Annotated in this window: 27 protein-coding genes and 1 tRNA gene; 10 read left to right on the forward strand and 18 right to left on the reverse strand. The window is 69.5% G+C overall.

Going from position 1 to position 23,919, the window contains the following annotated elements; translation table 11 throughout:
* Positions 1–11 precede the first annotated feature (11 nt).
* Together H6726_03770 and H6726_03775 are read left to right on the forward strand one after the other, a co-directional pair.
* Positions 12–1,172, forward strand: coding sequence for a trypsin-like peptidase domain-containing protein (locus tag H6726_03770; protein MCB9656745.1), 1,161 nt, complete (start codon positions 12–14; stop codon positions 1,170–1,172).
* A complete protein-coding gene (locus H6726_03775; protein ID MCB9656746.1) occupies positions 1,169–1,975 on the forward strand; it encodes a crotonase/enoyl-CoA hydratase family protein in 807 nt (268 codons plus the stop codon). Before H6726_03770 ends, H6726_03775 begins: the two co-directional genes overlap by 4 nt.
* Before the next feature lie 424 nt (positions 1,976–2,399).
* Here the strand turns inward: H6726_03775 and H6726_03780 are convergent, their stop codons facing one another.
* On the reverse strand, positions 2,400–2,951 hold the full coding sequence (locus tag H6726_03780) for an inorganic diphosphatase (protein ID MCB9656747.1): 552 nt from the start codon (positions 2,949–2,951) through the stop codon (positions 2,400–2,402).
* A gap of 14 nt (positions 2,952–2,965) precedes the next feature.
* A complete protein-coding gene (locus H6726_03785) occupies positions 2,966–4,267 on the reverse strand; it encodes a serine/threonine protein kinase (protein MCB9656748.1) in 1,302 nt (433 codons plus the stop codon).
* A 102-nt stretch (positions 4,268–4,369) separates the two neighbouring features.
* Between H6726_03785 and H6726_03790 the strand changes: the two genes are divergently transcribed.
* Positions 4,370–5,335, forward strand: coding sequence for a hypothetical protein (locus H6726_03790; protein ID MCB9656749.1), 966 nt, complete (start codon positions 4,370–4,372; stop codon positions 5,333–5,335).
* A 118-nt stretch (positions 5,336–5,453) separates the two neighbouring features.
* Here the strand turns inward: H6726_03790 and H6726_03795 are convergent, their stop codons facing one another.
* The 5 genes from H6726_03795 to H6726_03815 form a co-directional block, all read right to left on the reverse strand.
* On the reverse strand, positions 5,454–6,215 hold the full coding sequence (locus tag H6726_03795; GenBank protein MCB9656750.1) for a DUF4013 domain-containing protein: 762 nt from the start codon (positions 6,213–6,215) through the stop codon (positions 5,454–5,456).
* Positions 6,216–6,391: 176 nt separating this feature from the next.
* Positions 6,392–6,733: a hypothetical protein gene (locus H6726_03800; protein MCB9656751.1), complete on the reverse strand. Its 342-nt coding sequence runs from the start codon at positions 6,731–6,733 to the stop codon at positions 6,392–6,394.
* Between the two features lie 2 nt (positions 6,734–6,735).
* Positions 6,736–7,977 carry a hypothetical protein gene (locus H6726_03805; protein MCB9656752.1) on the reverse strand — a complete coding sequence of 414 codons (1,242 nt, stop codon included), beginning with the start codon at positions 7,975–7,977 and terminating at the stop codon, positions 6,736–6,738.
* Entirely contained in the window at positions 7,974–8,201 is a 228-nt protein-coding gene (locus H6726_03810) for a hypothetical protein (protein ID MCB9656753.1), read from the reverse strand. The genes H6726_03805 and H6726_03810 overlap by 4 nt, the downstream gene beginning before the upstream one ends.
* A gap of 93 nt (positions 8,202–8,294) precedes the next feature.
* Positions 8,295–9,698 (reverse strand): SseB family protein, encoded by a 1,404-nt coding sequence (locus H6726_03815; protein MCB9656754.1) that lies wholly within the window; start codon positions 9,696–9,698, stop codon positions 8,295–8,297.
* Between the two features lie 91 nt (positions 9,699–9,789).
* Here H6726_03815 and H6726_03820 point away from each other — a divergent pair.
* Positions 9,790–9,865, forward strand: a tRNA-Phe gene (locus H6726_03820).
* 133 nt (positions 9,866–9,998) lie between these two features.
* Here H6726_03820 and H6726_03825 read toward each other — a convergent pair.
* On the reverse strand, positions 9,999–10,742 hold the full coding sequence (locus H6726_03825) for a hypothetical protein (protein MCB9656755.1): 744 nt from the start codon (positions 10,740–10,742) through the stop codon (positions 9,999–10,001).
* 32 nt (positions 10,743–10,774) lie between these two features.
* Positions 10,775–11,491 (reverse strand): tyrosine-type recombinase/integrase, encoded by a 717-nt coding sequence (locus H6726_03830; GenBank protein ID MCB9656756.1) that lies wholly within the window; start codon positions 11,489–11,491, stop codon positions 10,775–10,777.
* 352 nt (positions 11,492–11,843) lie between these two features.
* On the opposite strand from H6726_03830, the gene H6726_03835 reads away from it, so the two are divergent.
* On the forward strand, positions 11,844–12,434 hold the full coding sequence (locus H6726_03835) for a hypothetical protein (GenBank protein ID MCB9656757.1): 591 nt from the start codon (positions 11,844–11,846) through the stop codon (positions 12,432–12,434).
* 1 nt (position 12,435) lies between these two features.
* Here the strand turns inward: H6726_03835 and H6726_03840 are convergent, their stop codons facing one another.
* A complete protein-coding gene (locus H6726_03840; protein ID MCB9656758.1) occupies positions 12,436–12,636 on the reverse strand; it encodes a hypothetical protein in 201 nt (66 codons plus the stop codon).
* A 46-nt stretch (positions 12,637–12,682) separates the two neighbouring features.
* Complete coding sequence (locus H6726_03845; GenBank protein MCB9656759.1) at positions 12,683–12,919, reverse strand: hypothetical protein; 237 nt, start codon at positions 12,917–12,919, stop codon at positions 12,683–12,685.
* Between the two features lie 598 nt (positions 12,920–13,517).
* Here H6726_03845 and H6726_03850 point away from each other — a divergent pair.
* Complete coding sequence (locus tag H6726_03850; protein MCB9656760.1) at positions 13,518–14,225, forward strand: hypothetical protein; 708 nt, start codon at positions 13,518–13,520, stop codon at positions 14,223–14,225.
* A 179-nt stretch (positions 14,226–14,404) separates the two neighbouring features.
* Here H6726_03850 and H6726_03855 read toward each other — a convergent pair whose 3' ends face one another.
* From H6726_03855 to H6726_03865, 3 genes are all read right to left on the reverse strand, one after another.
* Positions 14,405–14,806, reverse strand: a complete 402-nt coding sequence (locus H6726_03855; GenBank protein ID MCB9656761.1) for a hypothetical protein — start codon at positions 14,804–14,806, stop codon at positions 14,405–14,407.
* 662 nt (positions 14,807–15,468) lie between these two features.
* Complete coding sequence (locus H6726_03860) at positions 15,469–16,065, reverse strand: NYN domain-containing protein (GenBank protein ID MCB9656762.1); 597 nt, start codon at positions 16,063–16,065, stop codon at positions 15,469–15,471.
* A 406-nt stretch (positions 16,066–16,471) separates the two neighbouring features.
* A complete protein-coding gene (locus H6726_03865; protein MCB9656763.1) occupies positions 16,472–16,756 on the reverse strand; it encodes a hypothetical protein in 285 nt (94 codons plus the stop codon).
* Positions 16,757–17,816: 1,060 nt separating this feature from the next.
* Between H6726_03865 and H6726_03870 the strand changes: the two genes are divergently transcribed.
* From H6726_03870 to H6726_03885, 4 genes are all read left to right on the forward strand, one after another.
* Positions 17,817–18,815, forward strand: coding sequence for a hypothetical protein (locus H6726_03870; GenBank protein MCB9656764.1), 999 nt, complete (start codon positions 17,817–17,819; stop codon positions 18,813–18,815).
* Between the two features lie 113 nt (positions 18,816–18,928).
* Complete coding sequence (locus H6726_03875) at positions 18,929–19,444, forward strand: hypothetical protein (GenBank protein MCB9656765.1); 516 nt, start codon at positions 18,929–18,931, stop codon at positions 19,442–19,444.
* A 112-nt stretch (positions 19,445–19,556) separates the two neighbouring features.
* Positions 19,557–19,955: a DUF4259 domain-containing protein gene (locus H6726_03880; GenBank protein MCB9656766.1), complete on the forward strand. Its 399-nt coding sequence runs from the start codon at positions 19,557–19,559 to the stop codon at positions 19,953–19,955.
* Between the two features lie 94 nt (positions 19,956–20,049).
* Entirely contained in the window at positions 20,050–20,658 is a 609-nt protein-coding gene (locus H6726_03885) for a hypothetical protein (protein MCB9656767.1), read from the forward strand.
* 24 nt (positions 20,659–20,682) lie between these two features.
* On the opposite strand, the gene H6726_03890 is transcribed toward H6726_03885, so the two are convergent.
* From H6726_03890 to H6726_03905, 4 genes are all read right to left on the reverse strand, one after another.
* Positions 20,683–21,267: a nucleotidyltransferase gene (locus H6726_03890; GenBank protein MCB9656768.1), complete on the reverse strand. Its 585-nt coding sequence runs from the start codon at positions 21,265–21,267 to the stop codon at positions 20,683–20,685.
* Positions 21,260–21,493 carry a hypothetical protein gene (locus H6726_03895; protein ID MCB9656769.1) on the reverse strand — a complete coding sequence of 78 codons (234 nt, stop codon included), beginning with the start codon at positions 21,491–21,493 and terminating at the stop codon, positions 21,260–21,262. The genes H6726_03890 and H6726_03895 overlap by 8 nt, the downstream gene beginning before the upstream one ends.
* A 47-nt stretch (positions 21,494–21,540) precedes the next feature.
* Positions 21,541–22,059: a hypothetical protein gene (locus H6726_03900; GenBank protein MCB9656770.1), complete on the reverse strand. Its 519-nt coding sequence runs from the start codon at positions 22,057–22,059 to the stop codon at positions 21,541–21,543.
* A 122-nt stretch (positions 22,060–22,181) separates the two neighbouring features.
* Positions 22,182–23,753: a hypothetical protein gene (locus H6726_03905; GenBank protein ID MCB9656771.1), complete on the reverse strand. Its 1,572-nt coding sequence runs from the start codon at positions 23,751–23,753 to the stop codon at positions 22,182–22,184.
* Positions 23,754–23,919: the final 166 nt, after the last annotated feature.

Raw genomic sequence — 23,919 nt, forward strand, 5'->3', positions numbered from 1 at the left:
ACTGGGCGTCCATGTCTCAACACGCCTCCTCCTTGCCTTCCCTCCTGTCTTCCGCCTGGGCGCGCCGCCTCTCCTTGGGCGCCAGCCTCCTCTCCCTCACGGCCTGCGCCGACGAAGGCACCATCGGCGGCCAAGAGGCCCCCGTCGTCTACGGTGACGACGACCGCCTGGACGTCTACGAGCACCCCTCGGCCGCGCTGCGCGACATCGCCCACGAGTCCATCGTGGCGCTCATCGACTCCGGCGACCTGACCCAGAACGGCGACGGAACGTTCACGCGCGATCTCACGTTCACGCTGCAGGAGGCCTTCGACCTGTGCGACGACCAGCGCTTCCTGGAGCAGCCCACCAGCGCCTTCTGCTCGGGCACCCTGGTCGCCCCCGACGTCGTCGTGACGGCGGGACACTGCATCGAGACCATGGCCGACTGCTCGGGCACCAGCTTCGTGTTCGACTACCTCTACACGGCCGATGGCGTGTTGGCGCCGCTCGAGAGCGACGACGTGTACGAGTGCGTCGACATCCTCGCGCGTGAGCTGGGCGGGCTCGACTACGCCTATCTGCGCCTCGACCGAGCCGTCGTAGGGCACACCCCCGCGGAGCTCGGCGTGGGCATCGGGGACACCTGCCGCAACGTGGTCGACGACGAGGCGGTGTCGGTGCTGGGCTTCGGCTCGGGCCTGCCGCTCAAGATCGACGACGGCGGGCACGTGAGGGACGCGTCCACGCGCGGCACCTTCTTCTTCGACACCTCGCTCGACACCTTCGGCGGCAACAGCGGCTCGGGCGTGTTCAACGCCGACAACGAGATGGTCGGCGTGCTCTCGAGAGGCGCGCGCGACTACGTGACGCGCACCTCGGAGGACTGCGACGTGGTCAACGAGCTGGCCAACAGCCAGGGCGGCGAGCAGATCGGCCACCTGCTGCCGACGCTGGTGGCGTACTGCGACAACGCGCCCTCGCCGAACGCGGAGCTGTGCGCGCTGGCAGCGACGTCGTGCCCCAACGGCTCGGGCAGCGGCTCGGGCTCGGAGGGCTCCAGCTGCAGCGCGGGCGCGCCCGGCGCTGGCGGCGGCTGGACGTTCGCGCTGGGCGTCATGGCGCTGATGGGCCTCGGCCTGCGACGCGCCCGCCGTGGCGGCGCAGCCAATCCGGACGAGGCCCGCGCGTGAGCGAGCGCGTCCGCATCGATCGCAGCGCGGACATCGCGTACGTCACGCTCGTCCACGCGACCAAGCACAACGCGCTCGACTGGGAGATGCTCACCGCCCTGGTGGACGCCGCCGAGTCGCTCGGGCGCGACCGCGGGCTGCGGGGCGTCATCCTGCACGCCGAGGGGCCCTCGTTCTGCAGCGGCCTCGACTTCCCCAAGTTCACGAAGGAGCCCGCCCGCATGGCCCGCGCCTTCGCGAAGCTGCGCCCTGGGGGCACCAACCTCTTCCAGGAGGCGTGCTGGGCCTTTCGCCGGCTGCCGCTCCCCGTGGCCGCGGTGCTGCACGGGCGCTGCTTCGGGGGCGGCCTGCAGCTGGCGCTGGCGGCGGACTTCCGCTTCACCACGCCTGACTGCGAGCTCTCCATCATGGAGGCCAAGTGGGGGCTCATCCCGGACATGACGGGCAGCGTCACCCTGCGCGAGCTCATGACCATCGACCAGGCCAAGCGGCTGACCATGACGGGGCGCGTGTTCCGGGGCGACGAGGCCCTGCGCTACAACCTGGTCACCGAGGTCAGCGCCGACCCGATGGCCGCCGCCGAGGGGCTCATGGCCGAGCTGGTCACGCGCTCGCCCGACTCGGTCGCGGCCACCAAGCAGCTGTTCCACGACACGTGGGTGGCCCCCGAGGACGCGGCCTTCTCGTTGGAGACGCGCCTGCAGGCGCTGCTGCTGACCGGCAAGAACCAGCGCGCGGCCATGCAGGCCAATTTCGAGAAGCGCGCGCCGCGCTTCGGCAAGCGCCTGCGGATGCTGGGCTGAGCCTACGGCGGAATGATGGGGGCACCAGGCTGAAGCCAGGTGCCCCGAGGCTGCAGCGTGGCCTGCAAGTCCGCCCCACTGCGGGGGCGGACTGCCTGGTCGTGGACGATGGAGAACCGAGGACTCTCTTGCGCCTCCCAGTCTGGAGGCGAACCCTAGTCGCAGCCTCGCCATGCCGTCGAACCGCCGTCGGATACCCGAAAGCCGACCATCACGCAGTCCACCCCCGTAGGGGCGTGGACTTTCAGTGAGCACTGCAGCTCCGGGGCACCTGGCTTCAGCCTGGTGCCCCCCAAAGCATCAGCCTCACCGACCGCGCACCGAGCCGGGCAAGTGACGACGGCCCGCCTCAACGAGGAGCGGGCCGTCTCCATGCCGATCCCAGTGCGGAGTGGGAGGGACCGGCCGCAGACAGCGATGACCGTCAGTGACGCGACTTCACCTCGCCACGGCGCAGCTGGCGGTACAGCGAGAGCGACTCGGTCATGACCTTGATGGCCTCGGCCTTGTCCATGATCTCGTCGATCACCACCTCTTTGTTCTCCAGCACCTTGTAGTCCTGGAAGAAGCGCCGGATCTGCCGCAGCGTGTGCGAGGGCAGGTCTGTGTGGTGGTGGATCTCGTCGAACGACGGGTCGCCGTTGCACACGGCGATGATCTTGTCGTCGATGCCCTTGTCGTCGCGCATGCGCATGACGCCGATGGCGCGCGCGTCCACGACAGTGAGCGGGTAGAGGGGCTCCATGGTCAGCACCAGCGCGTCCAGCGGGTCGCCGTCGTCGCAGAAGGAGCGGGGGATGAAGCCGTAGTTCGCCGGGTAGTGCACGGCGCTGTAGAGGACACGGTCGAGCTTGAGCAGGCCGCTCTCCTTGTCCAGCTCGTACTTGTTCTTGCTGCCGGTCGGCACCTCGATGATGACCGGAAACGCTGTCTCGATGACCTTCTCGTCGACGTAGATATCGTGCCAAGGATGCATGGTGTGTGTCTTGGTTAGGGGAGCGTGCCGCCGCGCAGCTGGGTCCACCAGTAGATGCCGCCGGACACCAACACGGATGCCACGGCCACGGCCCACAGCCAACTCGGCGGGCCCTTCACCTTGCGCTTCTTGCGGCGCTTGCGCATCCCGGGGCGCGGGTGACTGGACGTGGTGCCGGCCGACACGCGCGCCCCACGCGGGCGCTCGCTGAGCGGGGTGTCGCCGCTGATGGTGTCGGGGATGGCCGCTGGCCGTCGACCCGCTCCGCTGTGAGGCGCCGAGTCGAGCGCAACCTGGACCGTCTCCATGGACATGGAGCCCGTGTCGTCGATGCCCGTCGTGACCGCCAGGCGCTCCTCGGCGCTGATGACCACTGCCGAGGACGAGCCCGTGCGCGAGCGCACCCCGTCGCGCCGCTGCTCCTGGAACGAACACGGCTCGGGGGGCAGCGCTTGCAGCGCCTGCAGCATCTCGCCCCCATCCGCGTAGCGCCGCGCCGGGTCCTTTTCGAGCGCGCGCAGGATCAGCCGCTCGAGGTCCTGGTGCACCCACAGCCCCGGCCGGATGCGCTCGATGCGCGGCACCGGCTCGAACAGGTGGGCGCGCAGCAGCTGGGAGCGACGCTCGTACGAAAACGGGCGCTGGTCGGCCAGCATCTCGTACAGCACCACGCCCGCCGCGTACACGTCGGCGCGCACGTCCAGGGACACGCCGGTGATCTGCTCGGGCGCCATGTAAGCGGGGGTCCCGACGATGCGCCCCTTGCGCGTGAGCGTGGCGTCCTGGCTGAGCTCGTCCACCTCCAGGAACTTGGCGAGCCCGAAGTCCAACACCTTCACCACGTCGATGCCGCCTGCGACCTGCCGCAGGAAGATGTTGGCGGGCTTGAGGTCGCGGTGAACGATGCCGTTCTCGTGCGCGAAGGCCACGCCCCGCATGGTCTGCAGCGTGACGCCCACCGCGCGCAGCGGGTCGATGGGCGCACGCTGCAGCACGTCCTCCAGCGTCTCGCCCACCAGCAGCTCCATGGCGATGAACGTGACGTCGTTGTCGACGCCGTAGTCGCTGATGTGCACCACGTGCGGGTGCTTGAGCTTGGCCAGCGCGCGCGCCTCGCGCTCGAAGCGACGCTTCAGCGCGCTGATGTGCCCCAGGTTGTCGTTGAGCACCTTGATGGCGACCGGCCGTCCCCCGCCGGGTGGCGTGGCCTGATAGACCACGCCCGTCGCGCCTGCACCGAGCCGCTTCTCGATGCTGTAGCCACCCAGCTTGGTACCCACGAGGGAGTCGTGGTCGGACACGCGGTCTCGCGACACCCCCCCACGATACACGAATTGCCGTGTCCATGAGCGCGTTGCAGCGTCCGTGCGCATGCTCCTGTTGCGCGTGCGGGCCTCACCCGCATAACTGCGGGCTGCATGTCCGAGAACGCCGGCGCGTCCTTCGAAGGGCCCGAGAAGAAGCTGAAAGTGACGTTCGCGCCGGACGCGCCTTCGCTGCGCGCCCACCCGCGTGCGGCCTGGGACGCGGTGCTGGCCGCGGCAGGGGCGAGCGTGGTCTCGAGCGCCCGGGACGCGCACTGGGACGCCTACGTGTTGAGCGAGTCGAGCCTGTTCGTGAGCGACCACTCGGCCACGCTCATCACCTGCGGCCAGACGCGGCTGGTGGAGGCCGTGCAGCCCCTGCTCGCGCTCGCGCCGGCGGGAGCGCTCTCGCAGCTGCTCTACGCGCGCAAGAGCGAGCACTACCCCGAGCAGCAGGCCACACGCTTCGACGAGGACGCCGCGCGCCTGAGCGCGTTGCTGGGGGGACGGGCCCGTGAGGCGTCCGTGCGTCTGGGCCACGGCGAGCACTTCGTGGATCTGTTCCACGCGTCGGCTCCCGGGGCGTCGCGGCGGCCCGACATGACCCTCGAGGTGCTCATGCACGCGCCCGACCCTGCGGCCTGTGCAGCGTTCGCGGCTGAGCGGGCCCCTGCGGCGCACGCGCTGGTGGCCGACATGGTCCCCGGCTTCGCGCTGCACGAGCACTACTTCGAGCCCCAGGGCTACTCCGTGAACGGGCTGCGCGATGGCGCCTACGTGACGCTGCACGTGACCCCCGAGCCCGAGGGCAGCTACGTGAGCTTCGAGCTCCAGGGTCCCCTCGGGGGGTCGCTGCCCGTGGACGCCGCGCGCGCCGTCGCGACGCTCTCGGCGGTGTTCGCGCCGCGCTCGCTGGAGGTGCTCACCTATGCGCCAGGCCATCGTGGCGGCGAAGGCGGGGCGCAGGCGGACGAGTGGGCCGTGGACGTGCCTGGCTACTCCGTCGTGACGCGCGAGCACCACGTGGCCGCGGACTACGCGCTGTTGTTCACGCAGCTACGCCCGAGCGCAGCCCCCTGAGGCGCGCCCTTGGCGCTCAAGGGGCTCTCCACGCAGCGACGGCCGAGCACAGCACCCTGAGGGCTGCACCTGGCCGTACGACCGCGTCATGACCGCCCTGTCGAGCGGCGCGCGGAGCTCAGAAGGCCTGCGGACGCGGACCCACCGACGAGCCCTGCGGGTCGGCCTCGGGGATGTGCGCGATGTTCACGGCCTCGCCGCCACGGGCGACGTACTCGCGGTAGAGGTGCGCGTTGTAGTTGGTCATGATGACCAGCGCGAGGGGCAGGGTGAAGAGCACGCCGATGCCGCAGGCGATGACGCCCGCCAGGTACAGGCCGAAGAACACGAAGCTGAGCACGATGCCGCCCAGGATCTGCTCCTTCCACATGACCTTGGCCATCGCGAAGGCGGGCTTGAACTGGAGGCCCGTGCCGATGTTGTCGGTGAGCTGGGCGCGGATGTTGGCGCAGCCCACGGCGAGCCCGAAGGGGATCATGCAGATGAGCATCATGAGGCTTCCGACGAGGGAGCAGAGCATGCTCACGATCCCGCCGGACTCGCCCATCTGCGAGCCCGCGTAGGCGCCGCCGCCGATGCACGCGTAGCAGACGATCATGATGGGCATGAACGCCAGCATCCACACGAACTGGACGACCGTCAGGCGGAAGCCAGTGGTGGCCAGCCGGATGAGGTAGTCGAACTCGAAGTCCAGCCGGGGCAGCAGGTCTTCCTGGCCGCGCGCGGTGCGCTGCACCATGGCCGCCAGCCAGCCCGTGACCACGAACTGACCGAAGAAGGGGATACACATGGCGGACAGGAAGAGCACGCCGCAGAGGGCGATCTTCTTGGTCCAGTCGGGGTCGCGCTTGGCGAGGTCGAGGCCGCTCAGGTACTGCACGGTGACACCAGTGGGCTTGGAGTGAAACGAACGAACCAGGTGGACTTACGGCAGGAGCCGCAGTTCCTTCCCAGGGGCGAGGGAGGGAGGTCCCCCGCACGCGCTGTCCCGAGGACGGTGGTCAGCGACGTGAGGAGAGTGATACGCGGGTCGCGAGCGGCTGTAAACCCCTGATTTCAGGGGCAGGATGGGCCCGGCTCCCACGCGAGCGGGCCAAAACGCGCTTCCAAGCGCCGCTCCACGTGCTGCATCAGCGCGTGCGGCACGGCGCCGCCCAGCTTGCCGTAGACCACGCGCAGCTCCGTGTCGCCCACCGCGTAGCTGGCCGTCAGTCCGTCGCCCACCCGCAGCTGGACGTGGTCGCGGGCGCCCGCGACGTGGGCCGAGAACTCACTCACGCGCACCTCGGCCTCGGGCAGCAGCGCCACGTCGTCCAGGGTGAGCGCCCGCGGGGCCGAATAGCTGACGCGCACCCGCGCCGCGCAGTCTCGGCCCAGGCGCGCGCGCAGACCGTCCACGTTCAGCCCACGCGCTCGACGCGGAACGAGGTGACCGCGTCCCCGGCCGCCAGGCTGGCCGTGGGGGTGGCGCGGTACTGCGCCTCGCCCATGAACACCTTTGTGTAGAACGCCTCGTCCAACGCGGGCGCGTCCGCGATCCCAGCCAGGTAGACCAAGGTCATGAGGCCCTCGACGCCGCCCTGTGCCAAGAACGATACAGGGTGGGGGGCCACGCCGTACATGGCGCGATACCCCACGCTCTCGTAGTCGTCGTGCAGTACGAACTCGGCGACGGACTCGGACACGGACACCACCTGCCAGCGGCCCCACCCGAACGCGTTCACCACCGCGACCATGCCGTGCACCCAGTCCTCGGGCGAGGCCAAGGTCGGCCGGATCAGGGCGTTCCACTCGGTGGACTCCATGATCCCGCCGAAGGTGTTGAACGCACACACGCGGCCCGCCTCGACGAGGATGTCGCAGGCCGCAGCGCGCCCCTCCTCGCCGTATTCGCGGCTGAGCGCGTGCAGGAACTCGAAGGACACCCGGTTGTAGTAGTTCGCGTAGTGCCGCGTGAGGTGCACCCCGAAGGCGTCGATGTCGCCCTGGGCGTCGCCCACCAGGGGCAGCCCGGAGACGGCCCCGAGGATGCCCTCGTAGTCCACCGGCGTGCTCGGCACGGGCCGCGGCTGGTGGTCGCTGAGCGTGCCCACCCCGGGGCTCTCGTACACGGCGTGCCCGCCGGACGCGCGGGTGACCTCGAACACGCACTCGGGCGCGCTGCAGGCCATGCACGTGGGGTGCGCGACGGTGTACGTCCCTTGGGGCTGCCCGTGGATGGCGGCCAGGGCGCCGGCGATGAAGCCCGACGCGAAGAAGCACACCGGCGCGTGGGCCTTGCCGAACTTGGCGATGCAGCCCTGCGCGTAGTGCGAGCTGGCCGTGGCCGTGCGGCCGCCGTCCGGGCCGAGGTCGGCCAGGCGCACCAGCCCGACGCCGGCCCATTGATAGAGCTGCTCGGCCAGCGCGGCGCGGGCGGCCGTGTCGGCGACGGCGCCCTCGGCGAACAGGGCGCTCAGCTGTGCGAAGGCCACGGACTCGCCCGCACCCACGAGCGCAACCTCGAAGTCGCCGTAGGCCGCGTCGAGCAGGGCTTGCTGCAGCGCGAGGTTGTAGTGGTGGCAGTGGAAGATGAGCGGCTCGCCCCCGACGATGCAGCGGCGGTGGGGGGCGTCGACCGTGACCTCGAAGGCGGCGCTCACAGCGGGCACTCCTGGCCGACGACGGCCGTGATGGCGTCCCGCACAGCGTCGAGGTACTCGGTTGATACCTGAGTCTCGGCGGTCACCTTGTCGAGAATGATACGCTCACGCACGGTGAGGGGCAGGACCATGAGCCGCACGCGCTTGAGCGTGGTCACGTCGCCATGGTGGCGAGCCCACTCCAGCATGCGGTGTAGGCTGCCCTCGTTTCCGGGGCCGGGCATGAGCGTCTCCTTGGGGGCCACAGAGGCCAGAGGTGTCGAGCGTTCCTCTGGCAGTCTACGACGCAGTGACCGGAACGGTCACGGAGAAAACACCTACACGCGACTTTTGCGCCGCCATGGGTAGAAGACCTCCCCCACGGTGCGCGCATCGCGGATCAGGTCCGCGTCGTCCAGCAGGAGCACCCACACAGCCAGACCATAGCCCCGGCCGGCGCTCTCCAGGCGACGCGTGATGTCGTCCACGTTGGCGCGGAAGGAGTCGAGTACCCGCAGGCCCACCGCGGGTCGCGCGGCCTGGGCGCCTTGGGAAGCCAGCGAATAGGACGCCCACTCCACCTCGGGGAAGGCGCGCAAAAGCTCGGTGAGCTCGGCCAGCAGCTCGTCCGAGACGGGCTCCGTCAGGGGCGCGAGGTGGACCTGCGCGTCGGCCGGGTCTTCGTCCGCGGCCTGTTGGTCGGGCGTGGGGGGGACCGTGGCGTGCACCGTGGAGGGGCGCAGCTCGCCCAGGCCCAGCTCGTCGTCCTCGTCCAGCCCGATGGGCGCGCGCAAGTGCGAGGCTGCGGCGGTCCCGAAGCCGGTGGGCATGGGGGGAGCCCCGAGCACGTCGGGCGCGGGGGCCATGGCCATCGCAGGTGGGCGGCCGGTGTCCCGCCGCAGCTCGGGGTCCGGCGGGTCGCTGGCCAGCGTCAGGTCGTCCAGATCCTCCAGGCTCGGCAGCGCCATGGGCTTGATGGTGCCGCCGCGTGGGGGCACGGCCGAGCTGCGGTCCAGCTCGAGGGAGGCGTCGGGGGCCCACGCGTTCTTCTCGAGGTGCACCTCCACCTCGGCCGGGGGGCGGGAGGAGCGCGCGAACGAGACGGTGGGGCGGCGCTGCGCGGGCGCGCCGTCGTCGCGTGGAGGCGCGAAGGAGGCGCGCGTCACGCGGGCGGGAAGCTTGGGCGGCGGGAACGACGCTTCGGCGCCGGCGCGGGAGATGCGCGGAGGGGCAATGGGTGGACTCGACGACGAGGGCCGCTCCGTGGGCCGCGTGGCCTCGAGGATGGAGGACGAGATGCGCCCCACGCCGGCGTAGGGGCCGAAGGTGTCGCTGCGGTTCTGGGTGCTCACCAGCGGCTTGAGCTCGTCGCGCGTGGCCTCGAGGGCGTGCGCCGCGATGGCGTCGATGACCATGAAGGCCGCGCCCTCGTTCAGCGCGTAGTGCACGGCGCGCCGCGCCCCCACCTCGTCATAAGCCACCGTGTGGTCCTGCCGGCGCCAGCCGAACACGTCGGCGGCGGCCTCGATCTGCTCGAGCGACGTGAACACCGGCAGCGCCCAGTCGCCGTTCTCGTTGATGAGCGTGGCGAAGCCCTCGGAGCCGTCCAGCTTGCGCGGCACGAACAGCGTGCGTTGCGACAACGCCAGCAGCGCATCGACCTTGGCCTGCCCCCCAGCGCGCGCATGCAGCAGCAGGCGGACGAAAGCCGCAAGCGCCTGTGACGCATTCGTCGTGCTCATGGGGGGATTGTCGGGGGTCCCTGAGACGAGAGCAAATTCCCGGACTTGACACCGGGCCCGTCCCGGCTAGATTCGCGTCTCGCTAACGCGAGCCCAAATAGCTCAGCTGGTAGAGCAGCGGATTGAAAATCCGCGTGTCCTTGGTTCGACTCCGAGTTTGGGCACCACCCGGACCCCCTGGAAACAGGGGGTTTCGTCGTTCTGGGGGGTCCCGGAGGGAGGCGCCGGGCGAGTCTGTTTGGCCTGTTTGGTTCGTGAATAGCGATCCAGTTGGAGACAATCAACGGGACAGTCGACCCGCTAGACGCACAGCGTCTTCAGACGCATGGCCGTGGCAGGGCTCAGCGAGGCGAGGTACCAGGCGAGGTACTGACCGCCCAAGGTGCCACAGTTCGGATCCTCTGCTTGTGTGAGGGCGATGCGATGACGTCCCAAAAGCCCGAGAACGGTGATGAGGTCTTCACTGGCCGGCAAGACGCGCGGCTGCATGTCCCTCGAATCGGACTCTAGGCACACTTCGCTCGGCCTGACAAAGGCGGCGACCACCTTCGTCGTGTCGTGCCAGCAGATGGAGGACGCTGCGACTGAGAGCTCGCGTAACGCGAGGAACTCCCCCGCCGTCATCTGCTCGAGCATGCGACCAACCCCCACGAAGAACCGGTCCTTGCCGTCCCGCAGCGCCATCGCAGTAAGGCGGCCGAGCGCAGGAACAACGGCTGGGTCGTACGCGTCCACGGCCCTCCGGTACGCCTGGAACACGGTCTCTGTCCCCGCCTCGTCGAGGCTCGCAAACTCCTCGAACGTCAGGTCGCTCTTCATCAGCGCGTCCACGAGCGCCTCGTTGTAGGCGCGCGCCCGAGCCTCGGTGCGTTGCTGGACATGCCCCTTGATGAGCGGCACCAGCCCCGCGAATGCGATGGGGAATGCCACCGCGCCGATCGACCCGACTGCCAGCGCGCCTACCGCCCCCAAGCCTGCCGCCACGCTTCCCTCAACGACTGCCGCAGCCGCCGTGCCCAACACCTTCCGCTCCTCGTCGTCCATGGCGCGAAGATAGCGCGCCCAGCACGCTCGGCCTACCCGAGCGGCGGCAGCAGGCCCACCGCGTCGACCTGGGCGGTCGTGCCGATGCGCGCGTACACCCGGCGCACCATGGCGCTGTTCGAGTGCCCCATGAGGCTCGCCGTCACGAGCTCGGGGACGCCTCGCTCGGCCAGCCAGCTGGCGAAGGTCCGGCGCAGGTCGTTCGGGGACACCGGCGGGATGCCGGCGCGGGCGCAGCCGCGGTGCAGGTCGCGGCGGACGTTGGGCCAGATGGGGAACACGGGGCCCGGCGCGCCATCGAGCGCGGCAATGCGCAGGTCCAGCACGGCGGCAACCTCCGCCGGCGGCGTCATCCATCGGTCCGCCCGGTCGCGCCGTCCCTTCCGCCCGCGGATGTGCACACGGCCGCCAACCCAATCCGCCGCGGTGATCCGGTAGAGTTCGCTGTCGCGCACGCCCAGGCCGACGAACGCGGCCAGGTAGTCGCGCCGTTCGGGCGCCAGGGCCTCGCGCAGCTGGCGGTACTCCTCGAGCGTGAGGGCCCGCTCCTGGGGCACGTAGGCGCCGCGGAGCTCGGGCGGGAGGCACCACTTCGGGTCCCCCCGGTAGATGTCGCGTCGCGCGCAGAACGTCAGCGCGGTGCGCAGCGCGCCCAGCTCCTTCGCCACGGTCGCCACGGCCACGCCCTCGGCCCGGCGCCGCGCCAGGTAGCCGTCCGCGTGGGGCGCCGCGAGCAGGTGGGCGTCCATGTTTCCGCCAAGCAGGCGCATGACCACTTGGCGCTTCTGCTCGTAGTGGCGAACCGTCTTTGGCGAGCGGTCGACCGCCTCGAAGTACGCGCTTCCCGGAACCCTGGCGCGGTCTGAGATCGATCTCGCGCTCTCGCTGGTCCAGCACGAAGAGAGCCACACCCTGACGGGCCCCGTCGCCAACCCGAGCCCTGCGGCGCTGGCCATCTTCACTGACGTGAGCGTTGACCTGACCGATGTGTCGCCGTGACGCAGCTGGGCGGTCGCGGGTTGCCCGCGGCTGCTCCCTGAAGTGAGACGCGACCACCCGCCGCCCCTTGGCACCGTCACACCCCCGGCGTAGCCTGAGCCCATGAGCAACGGGGTGAGGAACGTGGTTGCGGCAGCGATGTTCATCGTGTGCTGGCTGACGGGGTTCGTCGTGGGACGCCAGACGGCGCCCCCAACCATGGCGTACCTGCCAGCGCCCCAGGCCGCGGCCCCAGAGGCACCGGCTGCCCCGGCTCCGCCCGAGCCTGTCCAAAGCCTGCTGAGTCAGGTGGTGGGCGAGCTGGCCGGCGCAAGCTGCGTTGACCAGGGCGAGAGCCAGATGGGGGCGCCGCACTTCTGCAGGTGGACCCTCAACGGCGAGTTGGCCACGGTCGCGATTCATTGGTGGGGCGACATGAGCGCGCCCACCCGAGTGTTCATTGCGACGATGCCCGGCAGCGGTGTCTACGACAATCCCGAGGGCTCTTCGATGATGATGGCGCTCTACCCGATTCAGCTTGCGCGTGGCCTGGGTGGCGAGCCTGACGGATTGTGGGCTGCGATGGACGCGCACAGCACACTGAACGAGCGAACCTATCGGACGGGCCCATACACGGTCACGGTTCGCGCGCATCGCCTCCGCCCAACAGCTGGGGCGCACATGTTTGACGTTGACGTGACGTTCGGGGAGTAGCCTACGGCAGCGTGTGCGTCATGGTCTCTCGCAGGGCGCTGCACTCGTTGAGCTCGACGCAGAGCGCCAGGAAGGCGCGCACGTCATCGCGGGCGAGCACCGTCTCAGCAGCGGCAACGCATAGGCGCGCAACCAGGGCGACGGCTTCGGCGAGTGCGGTCAGAAGCTCGATGAGTTGGGCGAGGGGGTTCGTGTCTGTCATGGCGCCCACCCTCCCCCGCCCGTGGCAAAGCGTCCCCACAGGTTCGCTAAGGCAGCCGGTTGAGCCAGGCGAGGATCCCGGCCATGGCGGCCGTGTCGAGGTGGAGCTCCCCCTCGAGCCGCAGGCCGTGACACCAGAGGTAGGACGGCATCAAGGGCTCGGGTCGCTGGTAGAGCACGCGCACCTCTCGGCGGAAGGTGAGCGTGGGACCGGGCAGGGTGTCGGTTGCGGTGACGTCGACCGGCCGCCCGTCGCTGGCGATGACTTCGAGGTAGTGAGACATGGGCCCGAGCATCCCGCAGGCGGCTGCAGGGGCGTCACCTAGCGCCCGCCCCCCGACGCGGGGCCGCGAGTACGCTACCCAACGCCGCCCACGGCCCCGGGGGCGGCTTGCTCGGGCGCGGCACGGGTGAGCGAAACCCTCACCCCTTCCGCGGGCGGCGTCCAGACCGCCAACACGAACGCTGCGGCGTGGCGCCCACCCGACGTCACGGCGGGGTCAGACACCGCACCGCAACCACAGCCGAAGTCATCGCAGGCGCCTCGCCGTGCCCTGCTGCTTCGCGGCTTGACCACGCCGCCGCAGCGGCGCACACCGGCCTCGGCGCTGGAGACGGCGACCACGGGCCCTGGGCGATTAGCAGTCCCTCCCCTCCTTGCACTCCCGGGGCCTGACCTCTTCGACCCCGCTCGCCACCAGGTGGGCGGGGTCTCCCTTCTCTGCGGTGCGCGGCTGGGCTAGCATGTCGCCCATGGTAGGGACTCGGTGTGACTTGTGGCCGTCCAGGGAGCTCGCCGACGAGCTTTCGAGAGCGCGGTTCGTCCCACCGGGTGGCACGACGACGCCCGAGTGCCCCGCATGCGGCTTTGCGTTCGACCGCATGCCACAGCGGAAGCGAACCTGCCCGGGCTGCAGCGTGACGATCTACTCGCGAGCCTGCCCTGTGCGCGGGAAGGCGCTCTGGGTTGAAGAGGAGCTCGGCTGTCTCGAGCAGGCGTGGGCCCTGCAGGCGGCCGGGGCTGAGCTGTGCCGCGAGCCGCCCAGGGGTCCGCTGGACACCTGTATCGCATCGCAGTTCGCGGCGATGGTCTCACACGAAGTCGAGGGCAACTGGGGGTCGGTCCGCGACGGCTGGCTGCATGTGGCCGGCGCATGCGCACGCGAACTCCTCCCAGGCCTCGCCGCGCATGCACTCACGGCCGCTATCGCTCTCGACATCTCGGGCGCCGGGAACGGGGCGGGCTTCGGCGCCGTGCTGGACCAGCTCCACTTCGAGCGCGAGCTGGCCGCCTTGGACGGGACCGAGGCCCCACCACCGCCGTGTGACCCAGCGGTGTTCGAGCGAGATGCCCGCAAGCCGTACGTCTGGCGGCCTCGCGCAGCGCTCCGCGATCACAGCGTGGGGCGGGTCTTCCCGTCCATCCTGCGAGCGCTCGAGGCGTTCTGCACGACGGGAGGGCTCGACATGCTGTTCGTGCAGCGGAGCCTGGAGCTCCACGCGAAGGCAATGACGGCGCGTGGAGCGCTCATGGTGCCGGAGGACCTCGCCTGGACGCGGTTCATCGTATTGGCCCAGCAGGCCGCGTAGACGCCCGCGTGCGCCCAACATGGGACCAGGCTGGGACTACCCCAACGGCGGGTAGCCCCGGGTCCGCAGGCCTCCCACACCCCGGACTGCGCGGGCGGGGTCCCCCGTCGTCGACCATCGGCTTAGAAGGCCGATGGTCGACGTCTGGGTGTTGGCGTACGGTTTTTCGAACCGTTGCCCTAGCGGCCGCTCTCGCGTGGCTCTCTCGCGAGCGCCTCGGCGCACCCCACCGTTGGCGGCAACGGCAGCCACGCGAGGCGCAGGCGCTTCACCAGCTCGACGAAGGCGGGGTCCGCGGACGACGTGGGCGCGACCAGGCCGGCGAGGCTCAACCGGTCGATGACGGCGAGCGCCATGCCCTCGGCCTCGGCGAGCTCCTCGGGACCGCGCAGCGGGAACACGTCGCAGGTGACCTTGTCGGTGTCGAAGAGGTCGGCGCCAGCGGCGCGCATGCGCTCGGCCTCGAGCATTATCGCGAGTCCGAACGCGAGCGCGTCGAGCGGCCCCTCGAACGTGATGGGGCCGACAGGGTGGATGTTCCCGAATGCTGCTCGGGGCGGGGGCGGAGTAGTGTTCTTCATGCCTCCGAGGCTGCGGCCCGCGCCGTGACGTGGTCGACACCAACGGGGGCGAATACGACCTCGCGACCGACGACACCTTGACCGTTCGCCCAAGGCGCGCCGCGCAGTTGCGTGCGAATCCGTGACGTGGTCGCGGATCCACTCGCGGCCTATGCATGGCCTGGAGCACCGCCCCCCCGCCGCGCCCCCTCTCCGCCGAAGGCCTAGCCGCGTGCCGCGTGCTCGGCCTCACCCAGGCGGATTCATCCCCGCGCGGAACGCCGACCGCCTGAACATCGCCCCAAGGACTTCGCCGCCACGAAGGCGGCCGGGTGATCGGGGTGATCGGAGGCTCCTCGAGATCGCCAGGCCAATCGTGGGTAGCCCGGGCGGGCTTGGTTCACCGCCTGCGGTGGGTCTGGCCGTCCCGAGTAGTTGCGCCATGTTGGACAGCTTCGCCCGTCGGCAAAGGGAGCCAGAAACGGTTGCCAATGTATGGTCACGCAACGTATCGCTATCGTTCGTGATCCCGTCTGCTGTGTCGCTTGACACCGGCGATCGGTCGACTATAAGTTGCCCCCATAACAGCCCCGCGTCCAAATGCCGCTGTCTTACGGCGGGCGCGAATCAAAGCCCTGGGGCACCTTCGGGTGCCCCATATCTTTTCCGTCTTCGGCTTGGGTCTAGCGCTGAATGTGCTTGACAAGCGCGTCGACCTCGAATTGTGCCCAGCACTTGGTGCTCAACTCGATTCCTAGCCCCTTCCATGTGGCGTTGACGACCTTCTTGCCGCGTCGCTGTACGGCCTCCACAGCCGGAATGAAGTCCTTGTCGCTCGTTACGAGGATCGCGAGGTCGTAGGCGCCATCCCATGCAAGGCCCATCAGGTCCGTTACGATCTGGGAGTCGACAGTCTTCTCGACGGCGCGGCCCAACAGCTCGTTGCAGTTGGGACACGTCGGAGTGCTCGTGTTGCAACTACGACAGTGGATGGCCTTCTGGCGCCATCGCCGCTCGGCAATCGAGACCTGTACACCCGGCTGGCGATCTAGGAAGGACGAAAGCCAGTGTTTGTGGCTGTCGTCGCGACCTGGTTCGTACGAGGAGTACACGCGGGTCTCCTGCAGCGCAACGGGGGACGTCAGCCCTTGAGCCGTAAGGATGTGCTGCGTCGCGGCCGCAAACTCCTGCGGAATCCGCTTCCAGTCGGCATCGCCATAGCCGCGCCGCCGCCACTCGAGGGAGAAGTTCCAGTAGTCAATCAGGATCCAAGTCTGCACGGCGAAGCCTCCGCGGCAGAGCATAGCGAACCCGCCCCCGAACGTCACCGCCGCGCGGAAGTCTCAGCGAAGACGTAGACAATCAACGGGACAGTGCTCTACGCCAACCACCGGATCCCGCTTGCTGCAAGGCACATTCGCGCCCTAGAGGCACTGATTGAAAATCCGCGTGTCCTTGGTTCGACTCCGAGTTTGGGCACCACCCGGACCCCCTGGAAACAGGCGGTTTCGTCGTTCTGGGGGGTCGGGGCAGGAGGGGCCGGGCGAGTCTGTTTGGCCTGTTTGGTTCGTGCATGGCGATCCCGTTGGGGACGATCAGCGGGACAGTGCCGGCTACCTCAGGACCTGGGCGAGCGGCAACACGACGTGTCGGGTCTGTCGCGTCACGACCTCCGGCCCTGCGGGCCTACTGGGCCGGGCGGATGAAGCACGGCGCTTCGTACGGCGTCGCCGTCGCCACGAGCTGCCATCCGCTGTCGCCCATCCGGCGCAGGAGGCCGTTGTAGGCGGAGCGGTTCTCGACGCTGTGGAGCGACCCGAACTCTTGTCGTTCCTCCATGGCGCAGTAGTTCTCCCAACGCTGAGCGGTGGGCGCCGCAGCCTCGTAGGTCTGAGCGGTGATGGACGGCATGGCGACGCCTGCGGCGCAGCCGACGAGGACGCAGAGAACGGGAACAGCGAGCTTGCGCATGGAACCTCCAGAGTGTTGGTGCCGAAGCGTAGCGAGGCGACGCAGGCGTCCACAACGCGAATGGCTCGTCGGACGTCGCGCCTCCTCGGCGTCCCAACTGATGTCCCACCTGTTGAACCGCGCGGGCTCGCACCATAGCTTCTGGAGCTGGCTCCTCAGCTAGCCCCCTCTCCTGCGGCGTCTCGCCCAGCGCTCGGATCCTGCGACGCCCAGCATGGGCCCCTCGACGGGTTGAGGTGCAAGGACGACGGTGAGCCGGGCACGTCGCGCGTCGCCTGGACGATGTCAGGGGCCGGTTCGTGTCGGACGCGAGGCCTGAACCGCTGTGCGCACCGCGATCAGACGGGTACGCTCGGGCATGTTCTCGCGTCGAGGAGGACCCCCCGCTAACGGACGAACGTGCGCGACGGTAGCGCCTTTGCTCCTCTGCCTGGCCTTCGCCGGCTGCGCCCCCGCGCGTTCGGTCCCTGCTCCCACCCGCACACCGACGTCCGTCATCCAACTCCGTGGGGTCGTCGGGATCGGCTTTCCCGAGGCGTACGAGTCTCGACTCGCAGATCTCCTCGCGACGGGGCTCATGAACGACGCTCCCGCTCGACCTCGCCGGGATAGCGGCAGCGAAGCCTTCGATAGGTACTACGAGACAGTGGGAGCCTGGGCGCGTGATGTGTACGTTCCTGCCGCCAACGCTCATCGTCGGCGTCTGGTCGCGCTCGACGAGGAACTCAGGGGGCGTCCGGAGCCGGCTGCGCTCTTTGCGCGTGGCCTGATTCACGAGGAACTCGAGTCGATCGCGTGCGCGCCGCCGGGATGCATCCCTGGCTCACCCACACGGGAGGCGCGCGCGTTGTACGAAGAGTGTGTCGAACGAGGACGCGGAACTCCGCTTGGAGACGCATGCGTCGTGCGCGCGCGGATTGCGGAACGCCGCGGCCGCGGTGTGCCGGAGTGCGCGATCGAGCGTGACGTCTCACCTCGCGTGTACGAACGGTCCGATCCGCCGAGCCCACCAAGAGGGAGCCCGCTCGAGATAGACGTGGTCGGGTCGCCGTCTTTGCTCATGTTCGAGGCCGAGCGGCTGGCGTTTCTCGATGCGGTGATCGCGAGGCTGGAAGCTGTCGAGTCCGTGCCAGCCCGACGTGCTCGGAGTGATGATGCCCAGTGGCCGGAGGAGTGCGGATGGGTCGACCCCGGCCCATCCCCGGAGGAGACGGTGGTGGTCTCGATTCAGGGATCGTCTTTCGACGACGTCGAACTGAGCGACATCTACCGCGCTTGGGACGACGACAACTCGCGCGAGAGCGCGCATCGTGATCCCGACGCTCCGCGCATCCGGTTCTCATTGGTCGATCCCTCGTCGTGGCAACCCGCGATCGATCAACGGCTGGTCGAGCCGCCAGTATTTGGTGGGGAGGAAGCCCTCGGACGATCGGCCCCGGGACCCGTCGCATGGCAGCTCGACATCAACGGGGCTGAGGTCTCGTCCAGTGCAGTGCGCGATGTGCTCGAGGTGGTCGAGCGTCGCTGCCAACTCACCCCCGAGCTGCCCGTCGAATTGCTGCTTGGTTTCGATCGTCGCGGACGCCTGACCCGCGGCGAGCCACATGGGTACGCCGTCTTTCCGCCCGCAACCTTGATGTGCATCGATGAGGCACTCCACGTCGCGGCTTCGGAGGGGGGAGAGAGAGGTCCGGAGGTGAGCCGCGTTGGGGTCACTTCGAACGTTCCATACTCGCCTTCGGTGATCGAGGCGGATCCAGCGTTCTGGATATCAGTCAACGGTCCACGCCTCTCTCCGGCGGCCTACGCCGCGCTCGCGTCGTGTCTCGAAGGCGAACCGCGCATCGACATCTGTGCGGAAGTGGATCCCACCGGCGCGGTCCGCGATGTCGACGTCAGCGACCCGGCGGCTTTGGCGCCTCGCGTGATGGTCGCACTGCCAAGCGCGATCGACCCGGGGCGTGAGGTGCGCGCTTGTCTGAACGATGCGCTGCGCGGCGTTCGGTTTCCATGTTCCCGCGAGGGAGGGGTTGCCGTGCTAGCGCGGATGGCGCCCTGACCCCCGGTCCGTCGTGCCCCGCACGTCGTGGCTCCGTCGCGCCTTCGCTCATGCGGCACCCAAACTCGAGTACAGCGATGGACGTGCGGGGGACGAGCCCTACGTTGCCAGGCGTGACCTCTCCCCGATTCCACTATGTCGGCCCAGCCGCAATCCGCGCCTCCTGCGAGGGGGACCCGGCGGGTCGCGTGATCGAGAACGCGGAGTCTCTCCGAGCCTGGCTCGCCAACCTCCAACGCGAGGACCGCGACGCGGACGGCTGGGCGACGTACACCATCGGAACGGACGGTCTCCTGCGCCTGGCGCATCGCCGCACCGAGCACGTCGCGTGCGCCGGGGCGGGTGAGGTGCTTGCTGCGGGCGAGGTCCAGTTCGATCCTTCCGGCGAGGTTGTCTGGCTAAGCAACAACTCCACGGGATTCTGCCCTGACCTCAGCTCCTTCGAAGCGGTCTCGGCGACGTTCAGCGCGGCGGGGTTGTCGCCACCCCCAGCCTTCGATCACGCCGTCGTGTTCCGTCGGTGTCGGGCGTGTGGGGAGCGTAGCGTCATCAAGGACGACGATTTCCGATGCGGGGTCTGCGAGGCGCCAGTGTCGAGGGTTTGGAACTTCGACCTGGCGCTTGGTTGATATCGGCCAGCGAATGAGCGTGCCTCACTCCGGCGTTCGCTGCCATCAACGCTTACGCCCGCATCCACGCGCGCGTGATACCTTGCGGCGACACACGCGTTGGGAGGTCTACATGGGAGCCTGGGGAGCTGGAATCTTCGACAACGACTCGGCGTGCGACTGGGTCTACGACTTTCTCGAGGGTGGGTTGGATGTGGTCCGGGACACGTTCGAGGAGGCCCTCGCCGAGGACGACTACCTGGACGTCGACGTCGGCGCGCCGGTGTTGGCGGCTGCCGCTGTCGTGGCGCGCTTGCTCGGAGATGCCGGGCAACAAGGCCCCAGCACGGCGGATATCGACAAGTGGGTGAGAGCCAACCCTCAGACACCGCCGCCCCAGCTGGTCGCGAAGGCGTTGGCGGCGATCGATCGGGTCATGGGGGACGAGTCCGAGCTGGTGGAACTCTGGGAGGGCGACCCCGACTTCACGGCGGAAGTGACGAAGCTGCGCGCACGTCTCGGTGCGCCCTAGAGTCGGAGGAGGTGGCTCGCCGCCGTTCGAGAGCGGGCATGCGCCAGCACGTGACGCGCGACCCATGCCGAGACGTCGCGGTATGCTGGTGCCCATGAGCACCCCCCGAACGTTCGTCGACCTGTTCTCCGAAGGTGGCCCCTTCGTCGTCGCGGAGGAGGCCCACTTCCGCAGCTGGCCGGGCTCGCGCGGGTGGCAGGACGTGTTGGCCGAGCTGGAACCGCCGGGCGCCATCCAGGTGGCGGGGGACGCGATGCGCGTGTTCTTCGACCCGGAAGACCCAGGCCCGGTGCAGGTGGGGTGGACCGAGGACTCGCTGCTGCTGGTGCGCTGGTCCGAGGGCGGCGCGCCGGTGGTGTTCGGGCGGCTCGACGACGCGGCCAAGACGGCGTTCGCGGCGGCGGTGGAAGCGGGCCTCGGCGCCGCTGCGGACGTGGAGGAGCTGGGGTTGGTGGAGCTGACCGACGGTCTCGTCGTTGTGTCGTGGGCGGCCTACGGCGGAGCGGACCTGGTGGAGGACCGCGCGGGAGTGGAGGCGCTCGCGGACGGCTCTCCGCGCGAGACACGGCGCTACGCGGGGGGTGCACCCGGGCTCATGGCTGTGCGGCTCACGCCGGGCACGTATGCCGTGCAAGCCGTGTTCGACTACTACGACGAAGCGGGGGAACGTGGTGGCACATGGTTGCTGCTCTTGCGATCGTGAGGGCCGCTGAGCCAGCCAGCTGACTCATCGCTTCGCCCTCAGCACTGACGCGACGAGCCGCGCGAACTCGGGACCACGCTCGGGTTCGTCGATGGCTTCGGCGAACTGTTCGACCGTGCGCTGCACTCGCTCGAGGTCGAGCTCGTCTCGATGAAGTCGCACGAGCTCCTTGATGTCCCGCTGGTCGCGGTCGCGCCACGCTACTGCCTTGTAGATGAGCAGGTCCTCGGCCCTCGCGACCGGAAACGGAACGTCCTCGATGTCGATGAGCTCGGCCGCCTCGACGGCTTCGCGCTCGAAAGGGAGCCAGCCAAGGGAGAGGTCCAGTTCGATGCCGGAGTCAGCGTGAACCATCAGGAGCACCTGGGACCTCGCCGCGAACTCGAGCGCGTTCTCGACTCGTGGAACGAAGCCAGACGAGGCCAGCGCGTCCATCAGCTGCGACGCGGAAGCCGCCGCGCCCAGTACCATGACGTCGATGTCGTCCGTGTGCCGGGGAAAACCCCGGAGCACGACGGCCAACCCGCCAATCAGAACGTAGCGACCCTGCACCAGACGCAGCGCGTCGTTCAGCGCCGCCGCGGCGCTCGCGAGAGGCGACCTACTCATCCGCGAGGCGCTGCCGGAGTGCGTACCAGCGGAGATGAAACTCGAGGTTCTCTTGCCGCTGAGCGTCGGTGGGCGCCATGCGCTCGCGGGCCAGGCGTTGAAGCGTCACCAGGCGGCTGAAGGCTTCGCGTGGCGGCACGGGTTTCCGCGCACGGTCGGCCGCAGCGGAGGCGGCTGCGTGACCCTGCACCAAGCGCAGCCAGGCGGTCTTGTCGCTCGCGATCATGCTCGGACGCTAGCACGCGGCGGGCTGGCCAGCGCTACCAGCTGGGCTCACCCCTTCGCGGAGCGCGGATCCCCGCCGCGTCCAGCCGGGTCGAGGTCGCCCAGGCACTCGTGGAGACCGCTAATCACTGGGCCCCTGGTTCCGTCGCGCACGTTGGCGGCGGCCACCTCCCAGTGGAGGCCCTGGGCTAGCTCGCGACCGATTAGCGACTCGATGAAGCGCCAGCCGTCGCCGAGGATGTTGGCCAGGTTGTAGAGCATCAGGACCTGCGCGCTGCGCACGACGTCGCGCACGGCGACCAGGTCGGCGCCCGAGTCGGCCAGGCGCGCGAGGGCGGGCGCGTCGATGAAGGGGAAGCCGTTGTCGCCCAGGCGCAACCAGTCCGTGACCCAGCGTGGGCGGCCGCTCTCGTCCTCGCCTTCGGGAGCCACCTCGCGCCACATCACGTGCAGCAGCAGCACGCGCAAGAGGGCGCTGGGGTCGCCTTGGGCGTGGGCCTCGCAGGCGGGCTCGATGTCGTGCTCGGGAACGCCCAGGGCGCGCAGCTTGTCGGCCAGCTTGCTCACGGTTCAGCGTCGCTCCCGAGTGGACGGCGCGCTGACTCGACCGGTCCGTTCCACCACGCACGCCAAGAGCTCCACGCGTTGCATGCCGCACGTCTACACGCGCGGTCTCGGGGACACAAGCGTCAGGGCACGCGCGCGTGGAAGCGGTAGGCCAGCGAGAGCGAGACGATGTCCGCCGACGCCGTGTAGCTCCCCGCGTTCTGGATGTTGCCGCCCGTCAGCGTGGCCTGGCGGATGGCGGCCTCCTGCTCGGTGGTGTTGCGCCGGAACCAGTGGATGTGCTGGTAGGCCAGGCTCAGCTCCATGCGCTCGACGCGCACGGTGGCGCCCAGGCCGAAGCTCATGCGCGACCAGGGCACGAAGCCGAGCCGCTCGCTGCCCGGCTTGATGCCGTCGTTCTCGTAGGAGAGCCCCATGCGCAGGGCGAAGCGCCCGGGCACGACGTTGTAGTCGCCGCCCAGCATGACGCTGGTCTGCGTCTTCCAGTTCTGCACCAGCTCCAGCTCGGGCGCGTTGTAGATGGTCACGCCGGCCACGCCTGTGTCGAGGCGGTTCTCGGGGTCGCCCGTGCCGTGCGGCCCCACCTGGAACGCGTCCACTACGTTGCCCAGCGACACGTCCACGTCCAGCTCGAGGTCGAAGACCTCGTCAGTCATCGGGTCTCGCCCCGCCCCGCCCACACCCACCGCGCCATCGCGGCGCATGGCCCAGCGCGTGGCGAAGCTCAGCGTGGACGCCTGGGGAGCGTCCAGCGAAGCGCCCAGCGTGCGGTCCGTGCGCGTGCTGCCGAAGCGCGGGTTGAGCGCCTGGATGGTCTCCTCGGTGGCGTAGTGGAACGAGCGCAAGCGCAGGTCGCCCGTGGCGCGCACCACGTCGATCCACGTGTAGCCCAGCATGATGTCCAGCCCGTCCACCGGCTCGGCCGCGATGGACCCGCTCACGCGCGGCACGAAGCGGTCGTGCACGGAGAGGTCGGCCAGGATGTCGTACACGGCGGACTCGCCCGCGAGCGGTGCGGTGACGGTGCTGTAGCGGATGTTGGCGAAGCCCCACCCGAACGTGGCGCCCACGCGCAGCCGCGGGTGCAGCTCCACACCCACGCCCGCCGTGACGAACGCCAGCAGCAGGTTCGCTTCGATGAGGTCGTAGCGCGTGGAGGTGGGCAGGCGACCCGTGGGCGCCAAGGGCGCGGCCATGGTGCCGTCCGCGTCGCCGAAGGTGGTCACGCCCTGGCCGCTGTTGGGAGCGATCAGCCCAATGCCCACGCCCACGCGCTGGTGCGGCCGGAAGCTGACGCCCGCCTGGGGCAGCGGGAACAGACCGCGGTCGTTGCACACGCGCGGATACGCAACGTCGCCGTACTCGTCCTCGGTGCCGAAGACCGTGTCGTTGGGCGTGGGCGTCATGGGCACGCGCGGGTTGCCGTCGGCGTCCTGCGTGGGCGTGCCCGTGCGGTCGAAGCACGCGTGGAAGGTGGACAGGTGCAGCGTGAGCTCCAGCTGCGTGCCGCTCAGCCGCGCCAGGTTGGCGGGGTTCAGGTGCAGCGAAAGCGCCGTGTCCGTGCGCGCGCGCCACGCCCCCGCGCGCCCTGCCCCACGCGTGCCGAGGCCGGGCCACTCGAGCCCGCCGGCCGAAGCCGAGGACCCGCCCAGCAGCTGGCAGGCGAGCGCGGCGAACGCGAACCTGGCGAGCACGCGTCCGCGAGTTTGCGAGGAGAGACGGCGAGCGGCGACACGGGGGGAGACGGGCATCGGGATGCGCGAGGGTACGCACGACTCGCTGATGATTCCATCACTAATCAGACCCGGCGGGTGGAGATGCCGCGACCTTGTGCCATCCTCTCGTCTCCGCCCCGAACCG

The sequence above is a fragment of the Sandaracinaceae bacterium genome (assembly GCA_020633055.1).
In the GTDB taxonomy this organism is placed as follows: domain Bacteria; phylum Myxococcota_A; class Polyangia; order Polyangiales; family Houyiibacteriaceae; genus JADJJE01.